Origin of the sequence: Streptomyces sp. DSM 40868 (assembly GCF_011820545.1) — a bacterium.
Lineage (GTDB): Bacteria > Actinomycetota > Actinomycetes > Streptomycetales > Streptomycetaceae > Streptomyces > Streptomyces eurythermus.
On record NZ_CP050504.1, the window covers coordinates 3,511,098 to 3,528,173 of the forward strand.

At 73.9% G+C, this 17,076-nt stretch carries 16 protein-coding genes and 1 tRNA gene; 11 read left to right on the forward strand and 6 right to left on the reverse strand.

The window, feature by feature from the left end; all coding sequences use genetic code 11:
- Window positions 1-24 precede the first annotated feature (24 nt).
- A complete protein-coding gene (locus HB370_RS15800) occupies window positions 25-621 on the reverse strand; it encodes a histidine phosphatase family protein (protein WP_030782514.1) in 597 nt (198 codons plus the stop codon).
- A gap of 248 nt (window positions 622-869) precedes the next feature.
- Between HB370_RS15800 and HB370_RS15805 the strand changes: the two genes are divergently transcribed.
- The 5 genes from HB370_RS15805 to HB370_RS15825 all read left to right on the forward strand — a co-directional run bounded on the left by HB370_RS15805 (window position 870) and on the right by HB370_RS15825 (window position 7,095).
- Window positions 870-1,814 carry a phosphatase PAP2 family protein gene (locus HB370_RS15805; RefSeq protein WP_030782518.1) on the forward strand — a complete coding sequence of 315 codons (945 nt, stop codon included), beginning with the start codon at window positions 870-872 and terminating at the stop codon, window positions 1,812-1,814.
- Between the two features lies 1 nt (window position 1,815).
- Window positions 1,816-2,946, forward strand: coding sequence for a hypothetical protein (locus HB370_RS15810; protein ID WP_051815678.1), 1,131 nt, complete (start codon window positions 1,816-1,818; stop codon window positions 2,944-2,946).
- Window positions 2,937-4,526 (forward strand): hypothetical protein, encoded by a 1,590-nt coding sequence (locus HB370_RS15815; protein ID WP_030782524.1) that lies wholly within the window; start codon window positions 2,937-2,939, stop codon window positions 4,524-4,526. The genes HB370_RS15810 and HB370_RS15815 overlap by 10 nt, the downstream gene beginning before the upstream one ends.
- The gene (locus HB370_RS15820; RefSeq protein WP_030782526.1) at window positions 4,523-5,860 is read left to right on the forward strand and encodes an AAA domain-containing protein; all 1,338 of its coding nucleotides are present in this window, start codon (window positions 4,523-4,525) and stop codon (window positions 5,858-5,860) included. Before HB370_RS15815 ends, HB370_RS15820 begins: the two co-directional genes overlap by 4 nt.
- Window positions 5,861-5,997: 137 nt before the next feature.
- Complete coding sequence (locus HB370_RS15825) at window positions 5,998-7,095, forward strand: LLM class flavin-dependent oxidoreductase (protein ID WP_030782529.1); 1,098 nt, start codon at window positions 5,998-6,000, stop codon at window positions 7,093-7,095.
- On the opposite strand, the gene HB370_RS15830 is transcribed toward HB370_RS15825, so the two are convergent.
- The gene (locus HB370_RS15830) at window positions 7,074-8,879 is read right to left on the reverse strand and encodes a bifunctional diguanylate cyclase/phosphodiesterase (protein ID WP_030782532.1); all 1,806 of its coding nucleotides are present in this window, start codon (window positions 8,877-8,879) and stop codon (window positions 7,074-7,076) included. The two genes, HB370_RS15825 and HB370_RS15830, sit on opposite strands and share 22 nt — an antisense overlap.
- A gap of 367 nt (window positions 8,880-9,246) precedes the next feature.
- Between HB370_RS15830 and HB370_RS15835 the strand changes: the two genes are divergently transcribed.
- Complete coding sequence (locus HB370_RS15835; RefSeq protein ID WP_051815680.1) at window positions 9,247-10,461, forward strand: M6 family metalloprotease domain-containing protein; 1,215 nt, start codon at window positions 9,247-9,249, stop codon at window positions 10,459-10,461.
- 100 nt (window positions 10,462-10,561) lie between these two features.
- On the opposite strand, the gene HB370_RS15840 is transcribed toward HB370_RS15835, so the two are convergent.
- The 4 genes from HB370_RS15840 to HB370_RS15855 form a co-directional block, all read right to left on the reverse strand.
- Window positions 10,562-10,635: transfer RNA gene (locus HB370_RS15840), tRNA-Lys, on the reverse strand.
- Window positions 10,626-11,207, reverse strand: coding sequence for a bifunctional DNA primase/polymerase (locus tag HB370_RS15845; RefSeq protein ID WP_167512987.1), 582 nt, complete (start codon window positions 11,205-11,207; stop codon window positions 10,626-10,628). Before HB370_RS15845 ends, HB370_RS15840 begins: the two co-directional genes overlap by 10 nt.
- Window positions 11,208-11,341: 134 nt before the next feature.
- Window positions 11,342-11,710, reverse strand: coding sequence for a hypothetical protein (locus tag HB370_RS15850; RefSeq protein WP_030782538.1), 369 nt, complete (start codon window positions 11,708-11,710; stop codon window positions 11,342-11,344).
- A gap of 128 nt (window positions 11,711-11,838) precedes the next feature.
- Window positions 11,839-12,567, reverse strand: a complete 729-nt coding sequence (locus HB370_RS15855; protein ID WP_030782541.1) for a decarboxylase — start codon at window positions 12,565-12,567, stop codon at window positions 11,839-11,841.
- Window positions 12,568-12,768: 201 nt separating this feature from the next.
- Here HB370_RS15855 and HB370_RS15860 point away from each other — a divergent pair, with 201 nt between their 5' ends.
- From HB370_RS15860 to ehuA, 5 genes are all read left to right on the forward strand, one after another.
- The gene (locus HB370_RS15860; protein ID WP_030782543.1) at window positions 12,769-13,722 is read left to right on the forward strand and encodes a D-2-hydroxyacid dehydrogenase; all 954 of its coding nucleotides are present in this window, start codon (window positions 12,769-12,771) and stop codon (window positions 13,720-13,722) included.
- A gap of 347 nt (window positions 13,723-14,069) precedes the next feature.
- Complete coding sequence (gene ehuB, locus HB370_RS15865) at window positions 14,070-14,987, forward strand: ectoine/hydroxyectoine ABC transporter substrate-binding protein EhuB (protein WP_244405537.1); 918 nt, start codon at window positions 14,070-14,072, stop codon at window positions 14,985-14,987.
- Window positions 14,984-15,631 carry an ectoine/hydroxyectoine ABC transporter permease subunit EhuC gene (gene ehuC / locus HB370_RS15870; RefSeq protein ID WP_030782549.1) on the forward strand — a complete coding sequence of 216 codons (648 nt, stop codon included), beginning with the start codon at window positions 14,984-14,986 and terminating at the stop codon, window positions 15,629-15,631. Before ehuB ends, ehuC begins: the two co-directional genes overlap by 4 nt.
- Window positions 15,628-16,278, forward strand: a complete 651-nt coding sequence (ehuD, locus tag HB370_RS15875; protein WP_030782552.1) for an ectoine/hydroxyectoine ABC transporter permease subunit EhuD — start codon at window positions 15,628-15,630, stop codon at window positions 16,276-16,278. Before ehuC ends, ehuD begins: the two co-directional genes overlap by 4 nt.
- Complete coding sequence (ehuA, locus tag HB370_RS15880; RefSeq protein WP_030782555.1) at window positions 16,268-17,050, forward strand: ectoine/hydroxyectoine ABC transporter ATP-binding protein EhuA; 783 nt, start codon at window positions 16,268-16,270, stop codon at window positions 17,048-17,050. The genes ehuD and ehuA overlap by 11 nt, the downstream gene beginning before the upstream one ends.
- The last annotated feature ends 26 nt before the right edge of the window (window positions 17,051-17,076 follow it).

Consider the following 17,076-nt stretch of genomic DNA (forward strand, 5'->3'; position numbering starts at 1 on the left):
ACCACCCCGCCACGGCTCCCCCGGTCACCCGGCGAGGTGCCCCACGTCGTTCCAGTTCTCGATCGCCGGCTCGCCGTACGCCCAGCCCAGGACGGACAGCGACGTGGGGTTCAGCCGGATGCGGGCCGCGAAGTCCAGGGGCAGGCCCAGCCACCGCGCGCCGATCGACCGCAGGATGTGCCCGTGGGCGAAGACCAGGACGTCGCGGTCGGCCGAGCGGGCCCAGGACACCACCTCGTCGGCGCGCGCGGCGACCTCGGCGACGGACTCGCCCTCCGGGACGCCGTCCCGCCAGATCAGCCAGCCCGGCCGGACCGCCTGGATCTCGGCCGGGGTCATCCCCTCGTACGCGCCGTAGTCCCACTCCATGAGCGTGTCCCAGCGCTCGGCCCGCTCGCCGAACCCGGCCAGTTCGCACGTCTCGCGCGCCCGGGAGAGCGGGCTCGTGCGTACCTCCACGTCCGGCAGCCCGTCCAGCGGAGCGCGGTGCAGCCGCTCGCCGAGCAGCTTGGCCCCGTGCCGGCCCTCCTCCAGCAGCGGCACATCGGTCCTGCCGGTGTGCTTGCCGGACAGCGACCAGGCCGTCTGTCCGTGCCGGGCCAGCAGGATGCGCGGTGCCATGGGAGACCTCTCCGGAAGAGGTGGCGCCCCGGGGACGCCACGGAAGCTACGAGTGTTGTCGGCCACTCCATCATCGCGCACCCCACCGGCAGGCAACCCCGCGGGCGGTCCCGGCGTCTTCCAGGTCCGGACGCACACCGGGCATGGCCGACGGGCCCCTCATGGGCGCGGTAGGGACACCGTAAAGTGGCACGGTCGCCCGCCGGGGCGCGCGTACCGCACACAGCAGAAGGGGGAGGGCGATCGGATTGCCGCAGACCGAGACACCGGGCACCGAGGTGGCCCTCCGTCCCCGGCCGCGCTGGTGGACCGAGCTGCCGCTGATCCTGCTGGTCTACGGCTGCTACTCGGCCGGCCGGCTCCTCGCGCGCGGTGACGTCTCCGGCGCCGTGGACCACGGCCTGGCGATCCTGCGCATCGAGAAGACCCTGCACCTCAACGCCGAGCACCCGCTGAACCGGCTGTTCACCCGGGAGGCCTGGCTCGGCGTGCCGGCCGACTTCTGGTACGCCTCGCTGCACTACCTGGTCACGCCCGCCGTCCTGGTATGGCTCTTCCGCGCGCGTGCCCCGCACTACCGGGCCGCGCGCACCTGGCTGCTCGCGTCCACCTTCATCGGCCTGATCGGCTTCACCCTGCTGCCGACCTGCCCGCCCCGGCTGCTGGACGCCGGCCACGGCTTCGTGGACACCATGGCCCAGTACAGCTCGTACGGCTGGTGGGGCGGCGAGGCCAGCGCCCCGCGCGGCCTGGGCGGCATGACCAACCAGTACGCGGCGATGCCGAGCCTGCACGTGGGCTGGGCGCTGTGGTGCGGGGTGCTGCTGTGGCGCCACGGCGGCACGCGCCTGACCAAGGTCCTCGGCGTGGTCTACCCGCTGGTGACCGCGATCGTGGTCATGGGCACCGCCAACCACTACCTCCTGGACGCGGTCGCGGGTGTCGCCGTGATGGGCGTCGGCTACCTGCTGGCGGCGCCGCTCATGCGGGCGGTGGACCGGCTCCGGGCCCGGCTGTCGCGCCCCGCCGCCCCGGTCGCCTCCGGCACGGGTTCCCCGATTGTCAGTGCCGGATGCCAGACTTCGGCGGGTGAGCGAATTCCACGGCAGCGCGAGTCGCGGCTCGGCCCCGCGGCCGGACCGGACGCCCCCGCCACCGACGCGGGCGAAGGGGCTCCGACACCGGCTCGCTGAGCTGCGCGGTCCCGACGTACCGGCCAAGGCCCTGGACGCCCGCGCCCTCGCGGCGCTCGCCGCGAACCCGGGCTGCGCCCGGCGGGCGATCCTGGACGGCGCCGGGGTGGACAAGGCCCGGCTGGCGACGGCGCTGGGCGCCCCGTCCGGCTTCGGGCAGTCGCAGTTCGCGCTGACCCGGGGCAACGCGTTCGAGGCGCGGGTGAAGGCGGACGGCGGCGCGGAGCTGCTGCGGCTGGTGCACGCCCGGCTCGACCCGGGCGCCGAGCCGCCCGCCGGCGCGGCCGTGCCCGACCTGACCGCGCACGGCCCCGAGGGGCGTACGGCCCGTACGGCGCTGGCGCTGCGCGAGGCCACCCGGGCGGGCGGCTGGACGCTGCTGGACCATCCGATGCTCGCCCTGGACGTGGCCGGTTCGCTCGCCTTCCTGGAGCCGGACGCGGTGGTGGTGCACCCGGACGGCGGCTGGTCGGTGGTGGAGATCAAGTCCTTCCCGATGGTGGACGGCGCCGCGGACCCGGCGAAGGCGGGCGCGGCGGCCCGGCAGGCGGCGGTGTACGTGCTGGCGCTGGAGCAGGTCGCCGCCCGTCTCGACCCCGTTCCCGAGGTGCGCCACCAGGTGCTGCTGGTGTGCCCGAAGGACTTCTCGAACCTGCCCGCGGGCTCCGCCGTGGACATCCGCAAGCAGCGCGCGGTCACCGCCCGCCAGCTCGCCCGGCTCACCCGGATCGAGGAGATCGCCGACACGCTGCCCGAGGGCACGTGCTTCGCGCCCGACCGGCCCGCCGAGGAGCTGACGGCGGCGGTGGAGGCGGTGCCGGCGGCCTACGCCCCCGAGTGCCTGTCCGCCTGCGAGCTGGCCTTCCACTGCCGGGAGCGGGCCCGCGCGGCCGGTGCGGTCACCCGGCTGGGCCGGCCCCTGCGGGCCGAGCTGGGCGGCCTGGCCACCGTGGCGGAGGTGCTGTCCGCCGCCCGGGGCGTGAGCGGCGACCCGGCCGACCCGGCGGTGGCGGCGCTGCGCCGCGCGGCGGCCCTGCGCGCGGAGGCCCTGCGGACGGCCGCCGAGAGGGCGGCCCCGCTCCCGGCCGACGACCCCTCGGTGAGCGCCGGGGAGGTGCGCGCGTGTCCCTGATCACCACCCTGGCCCGGCTGGAGGCCGTGGACAGCGGCCGGGCCCAGCCGGCGGCGACGGTCCGGCACCGGCATCTGTCCGACCGCCCGCTGGTGTTCGTGCCGCTGACCACCTCCGGTGAGACCGGCGCCCCGCTCGGCGCGCTGGTCGGCACCGACCGGGACGCGCCCCGGCTGCTGGTCGTACCGCAGCCCCGGGACCGCGATCTGCGCTTCACGTTCCTCGCCGACCTCGCCGACGTCGTGCTGCCGCACATCGAGTCGTACGCGGACGCCGTGGAGGCGGCCGAGCGCACCGAGACCGACCCGGAGACCGGCAAGCGGGTCAAGGTGGCGGCCGAGCTGTGCGCGGACGCGCCCCAGCTGATCGTGCCGAGCCGCACCGGCCTGGACTTCGTACGGCTGCTGGGCCGCTCGATGCGGTTCAGGCGCACCGCCGAGCAGGACCCGGACGCGCCCTACCCTGCGCCGCCCCGGGTGCCGCTGCTCGGCCGCTGGCTGACCCACTACGGCGAGCGGGCCCGCGTCCCCGGCTCCTCGCTGCTGCTGGCCCTGACCGATGTGCTGTCCCGGCACTGGGCGACCGGCCAGTCCGGCCTGGAGGACGAACACCTGGGCGCGCTGCTGGCCTGGATCGATCCCCCGGAGGGGACGACCGGCGCCGAGGCGGCCCGCCGGGCGGAACTCGCCCGGGACGCCGACGGACAGCTGCTGTGCCCGCCGGCCGGTCCCGCGACCGATCCGGCGTTCGACAACAAGCTGCTGGCCCCGGCGATCGAGCGGTACGACCGCGCGCGGACGGCCCTGGCCGCCGCCGAGGACCCGCTGGCGGCCGACGCCCGGCTGGCCGCGCTCACCGCCGCCGAGCGGGAGATCCGCGACCTGGTCGCAAGCCGCACCCGGCCCACCTGGGACGCGGTGTGGCGGGGCCTGGACCTGCTGCGGGCGCTGCCGGCGGGCGCGCACGTGGAGGGCCGCTGGACGCGGGACCGCTGGTCGTTCACCGCGCACCGGGACCGGGTGCGGGCCGGCGAGCCGCCGCAGCCGCGCCGGGACGACGCGGTGACGGCGGCGAACAAGCTGGCCACGCGCGAGCGGGAGCAGGCCCGGCTGGAGGCGCAGGAGGCGCTGGACGATCCGCTGGTGATGGCCGGGCGGCGACTGGCCGGGGAGGCGTTCGCGGGCGAGGTGACCGATGTCGTGATGGCGTACAGCGAGGGCAGGCGGCCGAGCCCGCGCCCGCTGGTGACCGTTCGCACGGACGACCGGCCGCACCTCGCGGAGCGGGCGCGGGTGTACCGCTCGCTGGACGGCCGGCCGCAGTCGGCGGAGTTCGTCGGGTACGAGGCGGAGGGGGTGCTGACCCTGCGCGTCCTGGACCGGATGGGCCGGGGCAAGGAGCCCGAGCCCGGTTCGGTGCCGGAGAAGGGCGACCGGGTCTGCTTCACGCTGTTCGAGCACGAGCAGCGCGGCGGCGCGAAGCTGCCCGACCCCGAGGACACCCCGTGGACGCACGGCGGCCCGCCGGGCGAGGCGGCGCCGGAAGCCCCCGACCCCGTCACCGAGGAGGACGTGCTGTGACGACCGTCGACTTCGATCCCGGCACCGCGGCCGGCCGCGCCACCGAGGCGATCCTCCACGACACGCTGCACGGCACCGAGCGGGGTGTCGTGGTGGACTCCCCGCCGGGCGCCGGCAAGTCGACGCTGGTGGTGCGCGCGGCCCTGGAACTCGCCGCGGCGGGCCGCCCGCTGATGGTGGTGGCGCAGACCAACGCCCAGGTCGACGACCTGGTGCTGCGGCTGGCCGAGAAGAACCCGGAGCTGCCCGTCGGCCGGCTGCACAGCAGTGACACCGACGCCTACGACAAGGCGCTGGACGAGCTGCCGCAGGTGCGTACGTCGGCGAAGGCGGCCGACCTCGCCGGGCTGCCGGTGGTGCTGTCCACCGCCGCGAAGTGGGCGCATGTGAAGGTGGACGAGCCGTGGCGGCACGCGATCGTGGACGAGGCGTACCAGATGCGCTCGGACTCCCTGCTCGCCGTGGCCGGCCTGTTCGAGCGGGCGCTGTTCGTAGGCGACCCGGGCCAGCTGGACCCGTTCTCCATCGTGGGCGGCGAACAGTGGGCGGGGCTGTCCTACGACCCCTCGGCCTCGGCGGTCACCACGCTGCTGGCCCACAACCCGGGTCTGCCCCAGCACCGGCTGCCGGTGTCCTGGCGGCTGCCGGCGTCGGCGGCTCCCCTGGTGTCGGACGCGTTCTACCCGTACACGCCGTTCCGCAGCGGCACGGCCCACGGTGACCGCCGGCTGGCCTTCGCCGTGCCCTCGGACGGCTCCGGCCCGGACCGGGTGATCGACGAGGCCGCGGAGTCCGGCTGGGGCCTGCTGGAGCTGCCCGCCCGGCACACTCCGCGCACGGACCCGGAGGCGGTGCGGGCGGTGGCGACGGTGGTGCGCCGGCTGCTGGACCGCGGTGGCGCGGCGACCTCCGAGCGCTCCGCCGACCCGACCCCGCTGACGGCCGACCGGGTCGCCGTGGGCACGGCCCACCGCGACCAGGCGGCGGCGGTCCGGGCGGCCCTGGCCGAGCTGGGCGTCCGGGACGTCACGGTCGACACCGCGAACCGGCTCCAGGGCCGGGAGTACGACGTGACGGTCGTCCTGCACCCGCTCTCCGGCCGGCCCGACGCCACCGCGTTCCATCTGGAGACCGGCCGGCTGTGCGTCCTGGCCTCCCGCCACCGCCACGCCTGCATCATGGTCTGCCGGGCCGGCGTCCCCGACCTCCTGGACGACTACCCCGCCACGGAACCGGTCCAGCTGGGCACGCTGGTGAAGTTCCCGGACGGCTGGGAGGCGAATCACGCGGTGCTGTCCCACCTGACCGAGCACCGGGTGGTCTGGCGGCCCTGACCGGCTACAGCCCATCCCATCGAGTACCGGGTGGTCTGGCGACCCTGAGTGAAGGGCACCACCTCCGGAATAAACGGGGACTCCCTCCTGTTAGCGCCCGGAGGACAGCGCAGTGCTCGGAAACAGGAGGCCATACCGTGGCGGCAGACGAGGTAGACGAGATCAGGGGGGTCACGCGCGGCAGCGCCCCCGTGCCCCTCTCCGTGCTGGACCTGGTGACCGTCGGCGCGGGCAGTACCGCCACCGACGCCGTGCGCACCAGCGTCGCGCTCGCCCGGCTCACGGAGTCCCGCGGCTTCCACCGGTACTGGGTCGCCGAGCACCACTCCATGCCCGGCGTGGCCTCCTCCTCCCCCGCGGTGATCCTCGCCCACCTCGCCGCCCACACCGACCGCATCCGGCTCGGCTCGGGCGGCGTCATGCTGCCCAACCACGCCCCGCTGGTGATCGCGGAGCAGTTCGGCACGCTGGAGGCGATGGCCCCGGGCCGGGTCGACCTGGGGCTGGGGCGGGCGCCGGGCACGGACGGCGCCACCGCCGCGGCACTGCGCCGTACCGAGCGGCTGAACGAGGGCGCCGACGACTTCCCGCAGCAGCTCGCCGAGCTGACCCGGTTCCTGGACGACGACTTCCCCGACGGGCACCCCTACCGGCGCATCCACGCGATCCCGGGTCCCGTGCAGGGCAGCTCGCCCGGCGGGGTGCAGTCCCCGCACCGCCCGCCGGTCTGGCTGCTCGGCTCCTCCGGGTTCAGCGCCCGGCTGGCCGGACTGCTCGGTCTGCCGTTCGCCTTCGCGCACCACTTCTCCGCGCAGAACACCATCCCGGCCCTGGACCTGTACCGGGAGACCTTCCGGCCGTCCGCCGTGCTGGCCGAGCCGTACGCCCTGATCGGCGTCTCCGCCCTCGCCACGGACGACCCGCGGGAGGCCCGCCGGCAGACCCGGGCGATGGCGCTGAACATGCTCCGGCTGCGCACCGGCCGGCCGGGCCTGTTCCCCGACCCGGAGGAGGCCGAGCGGCATGAGTTCGGCCCGATGGAGGAGGAGTTCATCACCTCCTGGACGGCGAACATCGTGCACGGCACGGCCGACGAGGTCCGCACCGGCCTGGACGATCTGCACAAGCGCACCGGAGCCGACGAGCTGATGCTCGTCTCGCACGCGCACCGCGGCGAGCTGCGGCTGCGCTCGTACGAACTGATCGCGGACGCCTACGGGTTGCCGACCGCGTAGGTCCGCGTCCCGAGCAGCTCGGAGATACGATCCGGCGGCACCGGGCGGGAGTACAGCCAGCCCTGCCCGGTGTCGCAGCCGATCCGGCGCAGCCGGCTGGCCTGGGCCGAGGTCTCCACGCACTCCGCGGTGACGGTGAGGCCCAGCCGGTGGGCGAGCTGGATCATCGCCTCCACGACGACCTCGTCGGCCGGGTTGGGCATGGCGTCCCGGGCGGCCTCCTCGTACTGGAAGCCCCGGACGAAGGAGCCGTCCAGCTTCAGCGCGGAGACCGGCAGCCGGCTCAGGTAGGCGAGGTTGGAGTAGCCGGTGCCGAAGTCGTCGATGGCGATGCGCACGCCCATGTCGCTGAGCGCCTGCAGGGCTTGGAGCGGGCGGCCGGCCGAGCCCATCACCGCGGACTCGGTCAGCTCCAGCTGGAGCAGGTGCGGGGCGAGCCCGGTCTCGGCGAGGGTCTCGGCGACGTCGGCCACCAGATCGGAGTCCCACACCTGCCGTACGGCCACGTTGACGCTGACGAAGATGGGCGGTTCGCCGGGGCGGTCGAGCTGCCAGCGGCGGGCCTGCCGGCAGGCGGTGACCAGCGCCCAGCGGCCCAGCGGCACGATCGAGCCGTCCTCCTCGGCCAGTCCGATGAACCGATTCGGCGTGAGCGTGCCGAACTGCGGGTGGTGCCAGCGGATCAGCGCCTCGACGCCGTTGAGCCGGCCGTCCTCCATGGCCACCAGCGGCTGGTACTCCAGGGCGAACTCGCCCCGTTCGATGGCGGGGCGGAGGGTGGAGGACAGGGCCTGGCGGGTCATGCGGTGGGCGTTGCGCTCGGGGTCGAACAGGGTCCAGCGGGCCTTGCCGTCGGCCTTCGCCCAGTACAGCGTCGTATCGGCGGCCTGCATCAGCCCGGTGGCCGTGGTGCCCGCGGTGTGCCGTTCGACGACGCCGATGGACGCGGTCAGCGACAGCCGCTGTCCGGCCAGGTCGAAGGGTTCCTGAAGGGCCTTGAGCGCGGAGTCGGCCAGGTCGGCGAGTTGTTCGGTGCCGGTGGAGTCCTCCACCAGCAGGGCGAACTCGTCGCCGCCGAGCCGGGCCACCAGGGGGGTGGCGGCGCGGGCGTAGCCGGCCGCGTCGGCGACCCGGGTGAGCCGTCCGGCGACGGCCGAAAGCAGCCGGTCGCCGACACGATGGCCGAGAGTGTCGTTGACGGCCTTGAAGCCGTCGAGGTCCAGATAGCACAGGCCGATCCGGCCGGTGCCGCCCTGTTCGTACGGCTCCGCCTCCAGCGCGGCCGTCAGCCGCTCGAAGAACAGTGTGCGGTTGGGCAGCCGGGTCACCGGGTCGTGCATCTGCAAATGCCGCAGTTGCGCCTGGAGTTCACGGCTGGCGCTGATGTCGGTGACCGACATCAGGGCGCCGGGCTCGCCGCCGCTCAGCGGGGCGAGGGTGATCTGCGCCCATACCGAGTTCCCTCCCGGCTGTTTGAGCCGGCGGGTGCAGCGCAGCCGGGTCTGGCGTCCGCCGAGCACCTCCTGGAAGGCGTGCCGGCCGCGGGCGTCCGCGGCCAGGTCCACCAGGTCGGCGGCGGACCGCCCGACGACCGTGTCCGCGTCGATGCCGAGCAGTTCGCCGAGGGCGGTGTTGGCGGTGACGACGAGCCCTTCGGGACCGACGACCGCCATGGCGAGCGGGGCGGTCGCGAAGACACGGTGGTAGGTGGTGTAGTGACTGTCTGTGACGGCTGACCGGTCGAGGTCTGCCGCGGGCGTCGGCCCTTCGGACGTTCCGCTCACCGCTCGCTCCCGCAGTGCACTCGATCTCTGTCCGTGCCGGAAAGTGTGCCGATCATAGAGGCTGGCCCCGGGCCCTTCCAGCCGATGTCCAGTGTCCCGGACCGAGCACAGGTTCTGACAGATCGTTTCTGCCCGCACCTGGGCAGCTTCTTCAGCCCTCCGACAAGTTGTGACGTTCCGTGAATGTTTCCGGATATCGAGCGCCGGGGCGCGCCCGGCGCTCAATGGGCGCGCGCTCACCCTTCTGGTGCAGACAAACAGGGCATAAACCAATGAATACCAGCAATCTGGGTGCGGGTCCCGCGAACCACACCCGGAGGTCACGTCCGTGCCCAAGCTGCGCAGCACCGCCGCCGTGTGCACCACGATGTCGGCGCTCGCCGCGACCTCGATCCTCACCGGCCCGTCGGCCGCCGAGCCGTTCTCCACCGCACCCTGCGCGCTGCACCGCACCGAGGCCCACCACTCGGAGGGCGTGGACACCTGGAACACCGCCTACCCCCGCCCGGCCGGCACCCTCGACGCCGTCCTGGTCTTCCTGTCATTCCCCGACTCCGCCCCGCGCACCACTCCCGAGGAGCTGACGGCCGACCACTTCCCGGCCACCACCGGCTTCTACGCGCAGTCCTCCTACGGCAGGTTCACCCTGCGCCCGCACCCGCTGGACCGCTGGCTGCGCATGCCGCGCCCCTCGACGTCGTACGCCATACGGCGGGACTGGAGCGCCAAGGACCGGGCCGACTATCTGCGCGACGCGTTCGCCGTGGCCGACAAGGAGGTCGACTTCTCCCGCTACCAGGTCGTCTACCTCGTCGCCGACCCGGACGCGCCCGGGGTCGACTCGGACGCCACGAAGGTGGTGAACCTCGACGCGCCCCTGCGCGCGGACGGCACCGACATCCACCGGGTCGTCACCGTCTTCGAGGACCACCCGCCGGACCGGCTGGTCCTCGCCCACGAGACCGGCCACGTCTTCGACCTGCCCGACCTCTACCACCGCCCGGCCGACGGCAAGGGCGACTGGGACACCCATGTGGGCGACTGGGACCTGATGGGGAGCCAGTTCGGACTCGCGCCCGATCTGCTGGGCTGGCACAAGTGGCGGCTCGGCTGGCTGGATCCGCGCCAGGTGGTGTGCGTGCGCGGTGCCGCGCCCAGCCGCCTCACCCTGGAGCCGCTCGCGGCCGGGCCGGGCGCCCCGCTGCCGGTGGCCGGCGGCGGGTCCGCCTTCGGGCTGGGGCACGGCGTCAAGCTGGCCGTGGTGCGCACCGGGCCGGAGAGCGCCCTCGCCTTCGAGGCGCGCGGCCCGGCCGGCGCCGACCACGGGGCCTGCCGGCAGGGGATCCTGGTCTACCGGGTGCGCGGCGGCGCCGCCTCCGGTGACGGCCCGGTCCAGGTGGTCGACGCCCATCCGCGCACCGAGGCCTGCTGGGAGGACTCGGTCTACCCGCCGCTCGCGGACGCGCCGGTCTTCCTCGGCGAGCGCTTCACCGTGCCCGGGGAGGGCGTGCGGGTGGAGGCGGAGGGCAGGACGGCGTCGGGGGCGTGGACGGTGACGATCACCCCGGGGGTGCGTGGCTGAGCCCCTCCGGCCCTGTTCGTACGCAAAGGCGGCGAGGGCCGTTCGTATACAAAAGCAGCGGGCCGAATTCTTTCGAATTCGGCCCGCTGCTTTTCGCATGTGCGCCGCCAGGGACTCGAACCCCGGACCCGCTGATTAAGAGTCAGCTGCTCTAACCAACTGAGCTAGCGGCGCCTGCTGACGTCGTAGACATTAGCACCCTGGTCGCGGTGAGGAGAAATCGACGGCCGTCCGGCGGACCGGGCGGCCCCCACGGCCGCCCACAGCACCACCTCCGGGCCCGGCAGCCAGGGGTGCCGGCCCTCCGGGGCGACCAGCCAGCGGGCCGCGCCGGGGGCGTCGTCGCAGCTCAGGGGCGCCAGCGGGGGCACGGTCACGGCGTCGCCCGGACCGTGGCACAGCAGCGGCGGCACCTCCCGGGCCCGCCGGGTGCCCCATTCCTCCCAGGCCAGCAGGGAGGGCAGCCGCTGGGCGGTGCCGGGGGCGGCGAAGAACAGCGTGCGGCCCCGGAACACCGCGACCGGGCCCGACCGCGAGCCCGCGCCCCACAGCCGGCCCAGCATGCGGCGCCCGAACACCACCGGGGCACTGACCACGTCGAAGACGGTGCCGCAGGGCAGGACCACGGGGGCGTCCGGGCGCTCCTGCCACAGGGCGAGCGTGCTGCGCGGGTGGGTTCCCGCCGAGGCGAGCCAGGCGACGGCGCCGGGGCTGTCACAGGTCACGTTCGGGGCACTGGTCGTCATGGCACCCAGGTGTACAGCCCGTCAGCGAGCGGCTTCGCTGAGTTGCGGAAAACCGGGACAGGACGGCCGAGGAGGAGTATCTTGCCCACCCGGCATATGCCCCTGGCGGTCGGGAAGCGACGCCGTGCCGCGCGCTACAACGAATCGGCCGACGTCCGCCCCTCGCCCTCCCCGCGCATCAGGTCCCGCCCGAACTCGACCATCTTCTTGGCATAGTCCTCGGTCCACTCCGCCCGCTCGGCGATGTCCGCCGGGGTCAGCCGGTCGAACCGGCGCGGGTCGGCGAGCTGGGCCGCCGCGACGGCCTGGAACTCCACGGCCCGGTCGGCCGCCGCGCGGAACGCCTGGGTCAGCTCCGTCGCCCGGGACAGCAGCTCCCGCGGATCCTCGATCGACTCCAGGTCGAAGAAGTGCTCGGGGTCCGCGGCCGCCTCCGCGGGCTCGAAGAGCAGGGGCGCGGGGCGTAGCCGCGGTTCGTTGCGACGCGGCGTGGGCTCCGCCATGTCTTGTCTCCTCCTCGTACGGTTCGCCGGCACCGCCTTCGGGTGGGCCACCGTCCATTGTCCCGCGCCCGCGCAAGGGGCCCGGTGCGACGAGGAGATCCCGGGGTCACGGACGAGGAGATCCCGGGTCACACCTGCACGAGCGGCTCCCGGGTGAACAGGCTGCCCAGGGTCGGCGCGTTCACCCGGCGGTCCGCCAGCCGCAGGGCCTCCCAGACCGTGACCTGGCTGGCGGTGAGCACCGGCTTGGCCAGCGCCTTCTCCAGCGCGCCGAGGTGGGCGGCGGTGTGCAGCGCCGTGTCCGGCAGCAGGACGGCCTGGGCGTCGGGGGTGTCCGCCGCGCGCGCCAGGGCGAGGACCTCCTCCCGCCCCCAGCCGGCGACCTCGGCCGGGGCGGCGGCCGGGGAGCGCGGGCCGGTCACCTCCAGGCCGCCGGCCCGCAGGAAGTCCGCGAACAGGCCGGCGAGGTCCTCCGGGTAGGCCGCGGCGACGGCGACCCGTCGTACGCCCAGTTCGCGGGCCGCGTTGACGAAGCCGAAGGAGGTGGAGGAGGCGGGCATCCCGGCCAGCCGGGCCAGGGTGCGCACCTGCTCCTGGGCGCCCGCGAGGCCGTGCACGAAGCCGCCGCCGGCGCTGGCCCACACCACCGTCTCGGCGCCGGTCAGCCGCAGTGCCTCCACGCCCTCGGCGAACCGCTCGGCGGAGCCCAGCCCGCGCAGCGCCGCCGGTTCGCGGGTGTCCTCGCCGGGGTCGGTGTGGATCAGGTCCACCCGGATGTCGCTGCCCAGGAGCTGCTCGATGCGCGGATAGTCGTCCTCGGCACGGTGGCCCGGGTAGAGGAATCCGAGTGCGGTCATGTCCAGCCTTCCTGATGGTGGTCCGGCGGTACGGGCCGTCCCCGGGCGGGCGTGCCCGGCGGGCCCACGGCCCGGGTACCCCGTCGGCGCGGCACCGCGCCTTTCACGGGTACGCGGCCGTGTTGACGCCGCCGCATCCGGGTGCGAGCGTGGTCGGTCCGTGCACGGTCCGCGCAGGTCAGACCTTCGGGAGCCGCCCGCATGACATCGTTGTCCCCCACCGTGCTGGTCCTCGACGCCGATCCGCCGCCCCGGCTCGGCAGCCTCACCGGACGCGCCCGGATCGTGCATACGGACGAGGCGCACCTGGCGGAGCGGCTGCCCGCCGCGGATGTCCTGCTCGTGTGGGACTTCACCTCGCACGCGGTGCGCGAGGCATGGCCGGGGGACGGACCCCGGCCGCGCTGGGTGCACACGGCGAGCGCGGGCGTGGACCATCTGATGTGCCCGGAGCTGGCCGCGTCGGACACGGTGGTGACCAACGCGCGCGGGATATTCGAGCAGCCGGTGGCCGAGTACGTGGCGGCGCTGGTGCTGGCGGTCGCCAAGGACCTGCCGCGCACCCTGGCCCACCAGCGGGAGCACACCTGGGTGCACCGGGAGACCCGGCGGGTGGCGGGCACGCACGCGTGCGTGGTCGGCTCGGGGCCCATAGGCCGGGCGATCGTGCGGGCCCTGAAGGCCCTGGAGGTGCGGACGGCGCTGGTCGGGCGGGTGCCGCGGACCGGGATACACGGTCCCGACGACCTGGACCGGCTGATCTCCCGCGCGGACTGGGTGATCGCGGCGGCTCCGCTGACCGAGCGGACGTACCGCATGTTCGACACGCACCGGTTCGGCGTGATGCAGCCCTCGGCGTTCTTCGTGAACGTCGGCCGGGGCGGCCTGGTGGACGAGGAGGCCCTGGTCCGGGCGCTGGAGCGGCGCTGGATCGCGGGCGCGGCGCTGGACGTGTTCGCGGCCGAACCGCTGCCCGGGGACAGCCCGTTGTGGGAGCTGCCGGGGCTGATCGTGTCCCCGCACATGAGCGGCGACACCTTCGGGTGGCGGGATCGGCTCGGTGCCCAGTTCGTGGAGTTGTACGAGCGGTGGGCGGCGGGCAGACCTCTGCCGAACGTGGTCGACAAGACGCGCGGCTATGTGCCCGGCCGCTGAGGGCCCCGCGCCGATCCCCTGGAGGGTGCGTGCGGCTCACCGACCTCACGGCCGTCCGACTCCTGGAGGGTTACCCCACGGGCGAGTTCAGCCCGGTGGAGTGACCGGGCGGCTGCTGGAGCGGGCGCGGCGGATCCAGCCGGAGGTGAACGCGTCCGTCCTCCTGCTGCCGCGCGGCCGTCCCAGGCGGTGACACCGCCGGCACCGACGTGGTCCGACACCCGCCGGCGGGCGCAACAGGCGGTCGGGGCGGGGCACATCACCCGGTCCCGGCGAGACGGTGACGAATCGCCCGGCCGGCAGAACCGGGGTGCATAGCCGGATTACGTCTGGGTAGCCGCGCCGCCATGGCTGCACCACGTGGGAACGACGCACACACCATACGGCCGGAACGCAGACACACCCGGCGCTCCGTGCTGGCGGGACTCGCGGCGGTCGGCGCGCTGGGCGCGGCGGGCTGCACGCGGGTGGCGTCGGCGTCCGGGAAGGACGGCGGCGACCTGCTGGAGCGGCTGCGCGCCCAGGGTGTCGTACGGCTCGGGATCGCCGGCGAGGTCCCCTTCGGGTACATCGACCGGGACGGCAGACTCACCGGGGAGGCGCCCGAGCTGGCCCGGGCCATCTTCGGGCGGCTCGGGGTGGAGCGGGTGCAGCCGGTGCCGACCGAGTTCGGCTCGCTGATCCCGGGGCTGAACGCCCAGCAGTTCGACGTGGTGGCCGCCGGGATGTACGTCACCCCGGACCGCTGCGAGCAGGTCATCTTCGCGGACCCCGACTACCAGATGCCGGACGCGTTCATCGTCCCCAAGGGCAATCCGCTCGGGCTGCGCACCTACGCGGACGCGCTGCGCCGGCACGCGAAGATCGCCACCGGTACCGGGTACGCGCAGATCCAGCACGCCGTGGAGGCGGGCTTCAAGGAGAACGACCTGGTCATCGTCCCGGACCAGGTGGCCGGGCTGAACGCCGTGGAGTCCGGGCGGGTCGACCTGTTCGCGGCCACGGCGGTCACCGCGCGGATGGTCGCGCGGGGCTCCGCCAAGGCCGAGTCGACCAAGCCGTTCGTGGCGCTCGTGGACGGCAAGCCCAAGGCGGACGGCGGCGCGTTCGCGTTCCGGCCGACCGAGACCCGGCTGCGGGACGCCTTCAACGCCGAGCTGCACAAGCTGCGCCGCAGCGGGGAGCTGTACCGGATCGTGCGGCCCTTCGGCTTCACCGAGGCGGAGATGACGACCCTGACCGCGAAGGAGCTGTGCCGCCGATGACCGCGGGGCTGTGGAAAATCATCCTCCAAGGGGTCGGCGTCACCCTCCAGTTGCTGGTGTACAGCGCGCTGCTGGCCGCCGTGATGTCCTTCGTCGCCGGTGCCGCGCGCACCCACCGCTCACGGCTGGTCCGCTTCGTCGCCGCCCTGTACACCGAGGTGTTCCGCGGCACCTCGGCGCTGGTGATGATCTTCTGGGTGTTCTTCGTGCTGCCGGTCGCCTTCGGCTGGCAGCTGGTGCCGATGTGGGCGGGCACGCTCGCGCTGGGCCTGACCTACGGCGCGTACGGCGCGGAGATCGTGCGCGGCGCGCTGGCGGCGGTGGACCCGGCGCAGCGCGAGGGCGGGATCGCGCTCGGCTTCACGCCCTGGCAGCGGCTGCGGCTGATCCTGCTGCCGCAGGCGGTGCCGGAGATGATCCCGTCCTTCTGCAACCTGCTGATCGAGTTGCTCAAGGGCACCGCGCTGGTGTCCATCACGGGCATGGGCGACCTGGCGTTCAGCGGCAACCTGGTCCGGCTCGCCCTCCAGCAGAGCGCCCAGATCTACGGGTACCTGCTGCTGATCTATTTCGTGATCGCGTTCCTGCTCACCCGTGGGATGCGCGGTCTGGAGCGCCGGCTGAAGGCGGAGGTGGCCCGATGACCTGGGACTGGGGAGCGGTCGCCGACTTCCTGCCGTACTTCGGCAAGGGACTCGTCGTCACGCTGGAGGCGCTGGCCCTGGGGTCGCTGATCTCGTTCGCGCTGGGTCTGGTGTGGACGCTGCTGATGCGGGCGCCGACCCGGTGGGTGCGCTGGCCGGTGGGGGTCTTCACGGAGTTCGTGCGGGACACCCCGCTGCTGGTGCAGCTGTTCTTCCTGTTCTACGTGCTGCCCGAGGCGGGGGTGACCCTGTCCCCGCTGACCACCGGGGTCCTCGGGCTCGGGCTGCACTACTCGACGTACACGATGCAGGTCTACCGGGCCGGCATCGAGGCGGTGCCGGCGGGTCAGTGGGAGGCCGCGACGGCGCTGAGCCTGCCGGTGCGGCGCACCTGGACGGCGGTGGTGCTGCCGCAGGCGGTGCGCCGGGTGGTGCCGCCGCTCGGCAACTACGTGATCGCGATGCTGAAGGACACGCCGATACTGATGACGATCGGCGTGCTGGAGATGCTGGGCCGGGCGCGGCTCGTCTCCCAGCAGCACTTCCAGTTCACCGAGCCGCTGACGGTGATCGGGATCGCCTTCGTCGTCGTGTCGTATCTGGCCTCCCTTCTTCTGCGCACCCTGGAGCGACGCCTTGTCCGTTGAGACCAGCAAGCAGCCGGCCGCGACCGGCACCCGGCCGACCGAGCTGATCCGCATCGAGGGGGTGACCAAGCGGTTCGGGGAGAACACCGTCCTGGACGGGCTGGACCTGTCCGTGGACGCGGGCCGGCACGTCACCCTGATCGGGCCCTCCGGTTCCGGCAAGACCACGATCCTCAGACTGCTGATGACCCTCGCCAAGCCGGACGAGGGCACGATCACGGTGGCCGGGCAGCGGCTGTTCCCGGCGCCGGAGAAGCAGGTCCGGGAGGTCCGCAAGAAGATCGGGATGGTGTTCCAGCAGTTCAACCTGTTCCCGAACATGTCGGTGCTGCGCAACCTCACCGAGGCGCCGGTCCGGGTGCTCGGCCTGTCGAAGGACGAGGCCGAGGCGCGGGCGCGGGAGCTGCTGGACCTGGTGGGGCTGGCCGACAAGTGCGACGCGAAGCCGACCCGGCTGTCCGGCGGGCAGCAGCAGCGGGTGGCGATCGCCCGGGCGCTGGCGATGCGGCCCCAGGTGCTGCTGCTGGACGAGGTGACCTCCGCGCTGGACCCGGAGCTGGTCGCGGGCGTGCTCGATCTGCTGCGGGACATCGCGCGCAGCACCGACATCACGATGCTGTGCGTGACCCATGAGATGGGATTCGCCCGGGACATCTCCGACCAGGTACTGATGTTCGACGCGGGCCGGGTCATCGAGGCGGGCCCGCCGGAGAAGATCTTCGGCGATCCGGAGCGGGAGCGGACCCGGGAGTTCATCAGCGCGGTGCTGTGAGCGGCGGAGTCCCGTCGGCGGGACCG

Coding starts and splice junctions, on each gene's coding strand:
- HB370_RS15800 (WP_030782514.1), bottom strand. CDS start 621: ATGGCACCGCGCATCCTGCTGGCCCGGCACGGACAGACGGCCTGGTCG.
- HB370_RS15835 (WP_051815680.1), top strand. CDS start 9,247: ATGTCGGCGCTCGCCGCGACCTCGATCCTCACCGGCCCGTCGGCCGCC.
- HB370_RS15845 (WP_167512987.1), bottom strand. CDS start 11,207: ATGACGACCAGTGCCCCGAACGTGACCTGTGACAGCCCCGGCGCCGTC.
- HB370_RS15850 (WP_030782538.1), bottom strand. CDS start 11,710: ATGGCGGAGCCCACGCCGCGTCGCAACGAACCGCGGCTACGCCCCGCG.
- HB370_RS15855 (WP_030782541.1), bottom strand. CDS start 12,567: ATGACCGCACTCGGATTCCTCTACCCGGGCCACCGTGCCGAGGACGAC.
- HB370_RS15860 (WP_030782543.1), top strand. CDS start 12,769: ATGACATCGTTGTCCCCCACCGTGCTGGTCCTCGACGCCGATCCGCCG.
- ehuB (WP_244405537.1), top strand. CDS start 14,070: ATGGCTGCACCACGTGGGAACGACGCACACACCATACGGCCGGAACGC.
- ehuC (WP_030782549.1), top strand. CDS start 14,984: ATGACCGCGGGGCTGTGGAAAATCATCCTCCAAGGGGTCGGCGTCACC.
- ehuD (WP_030782552.1), top strand. CDS start 15,628: ATGACCTGGGACTGGGGAGCGGTCGCCGACTTCCTGCCGTACTTCGGC.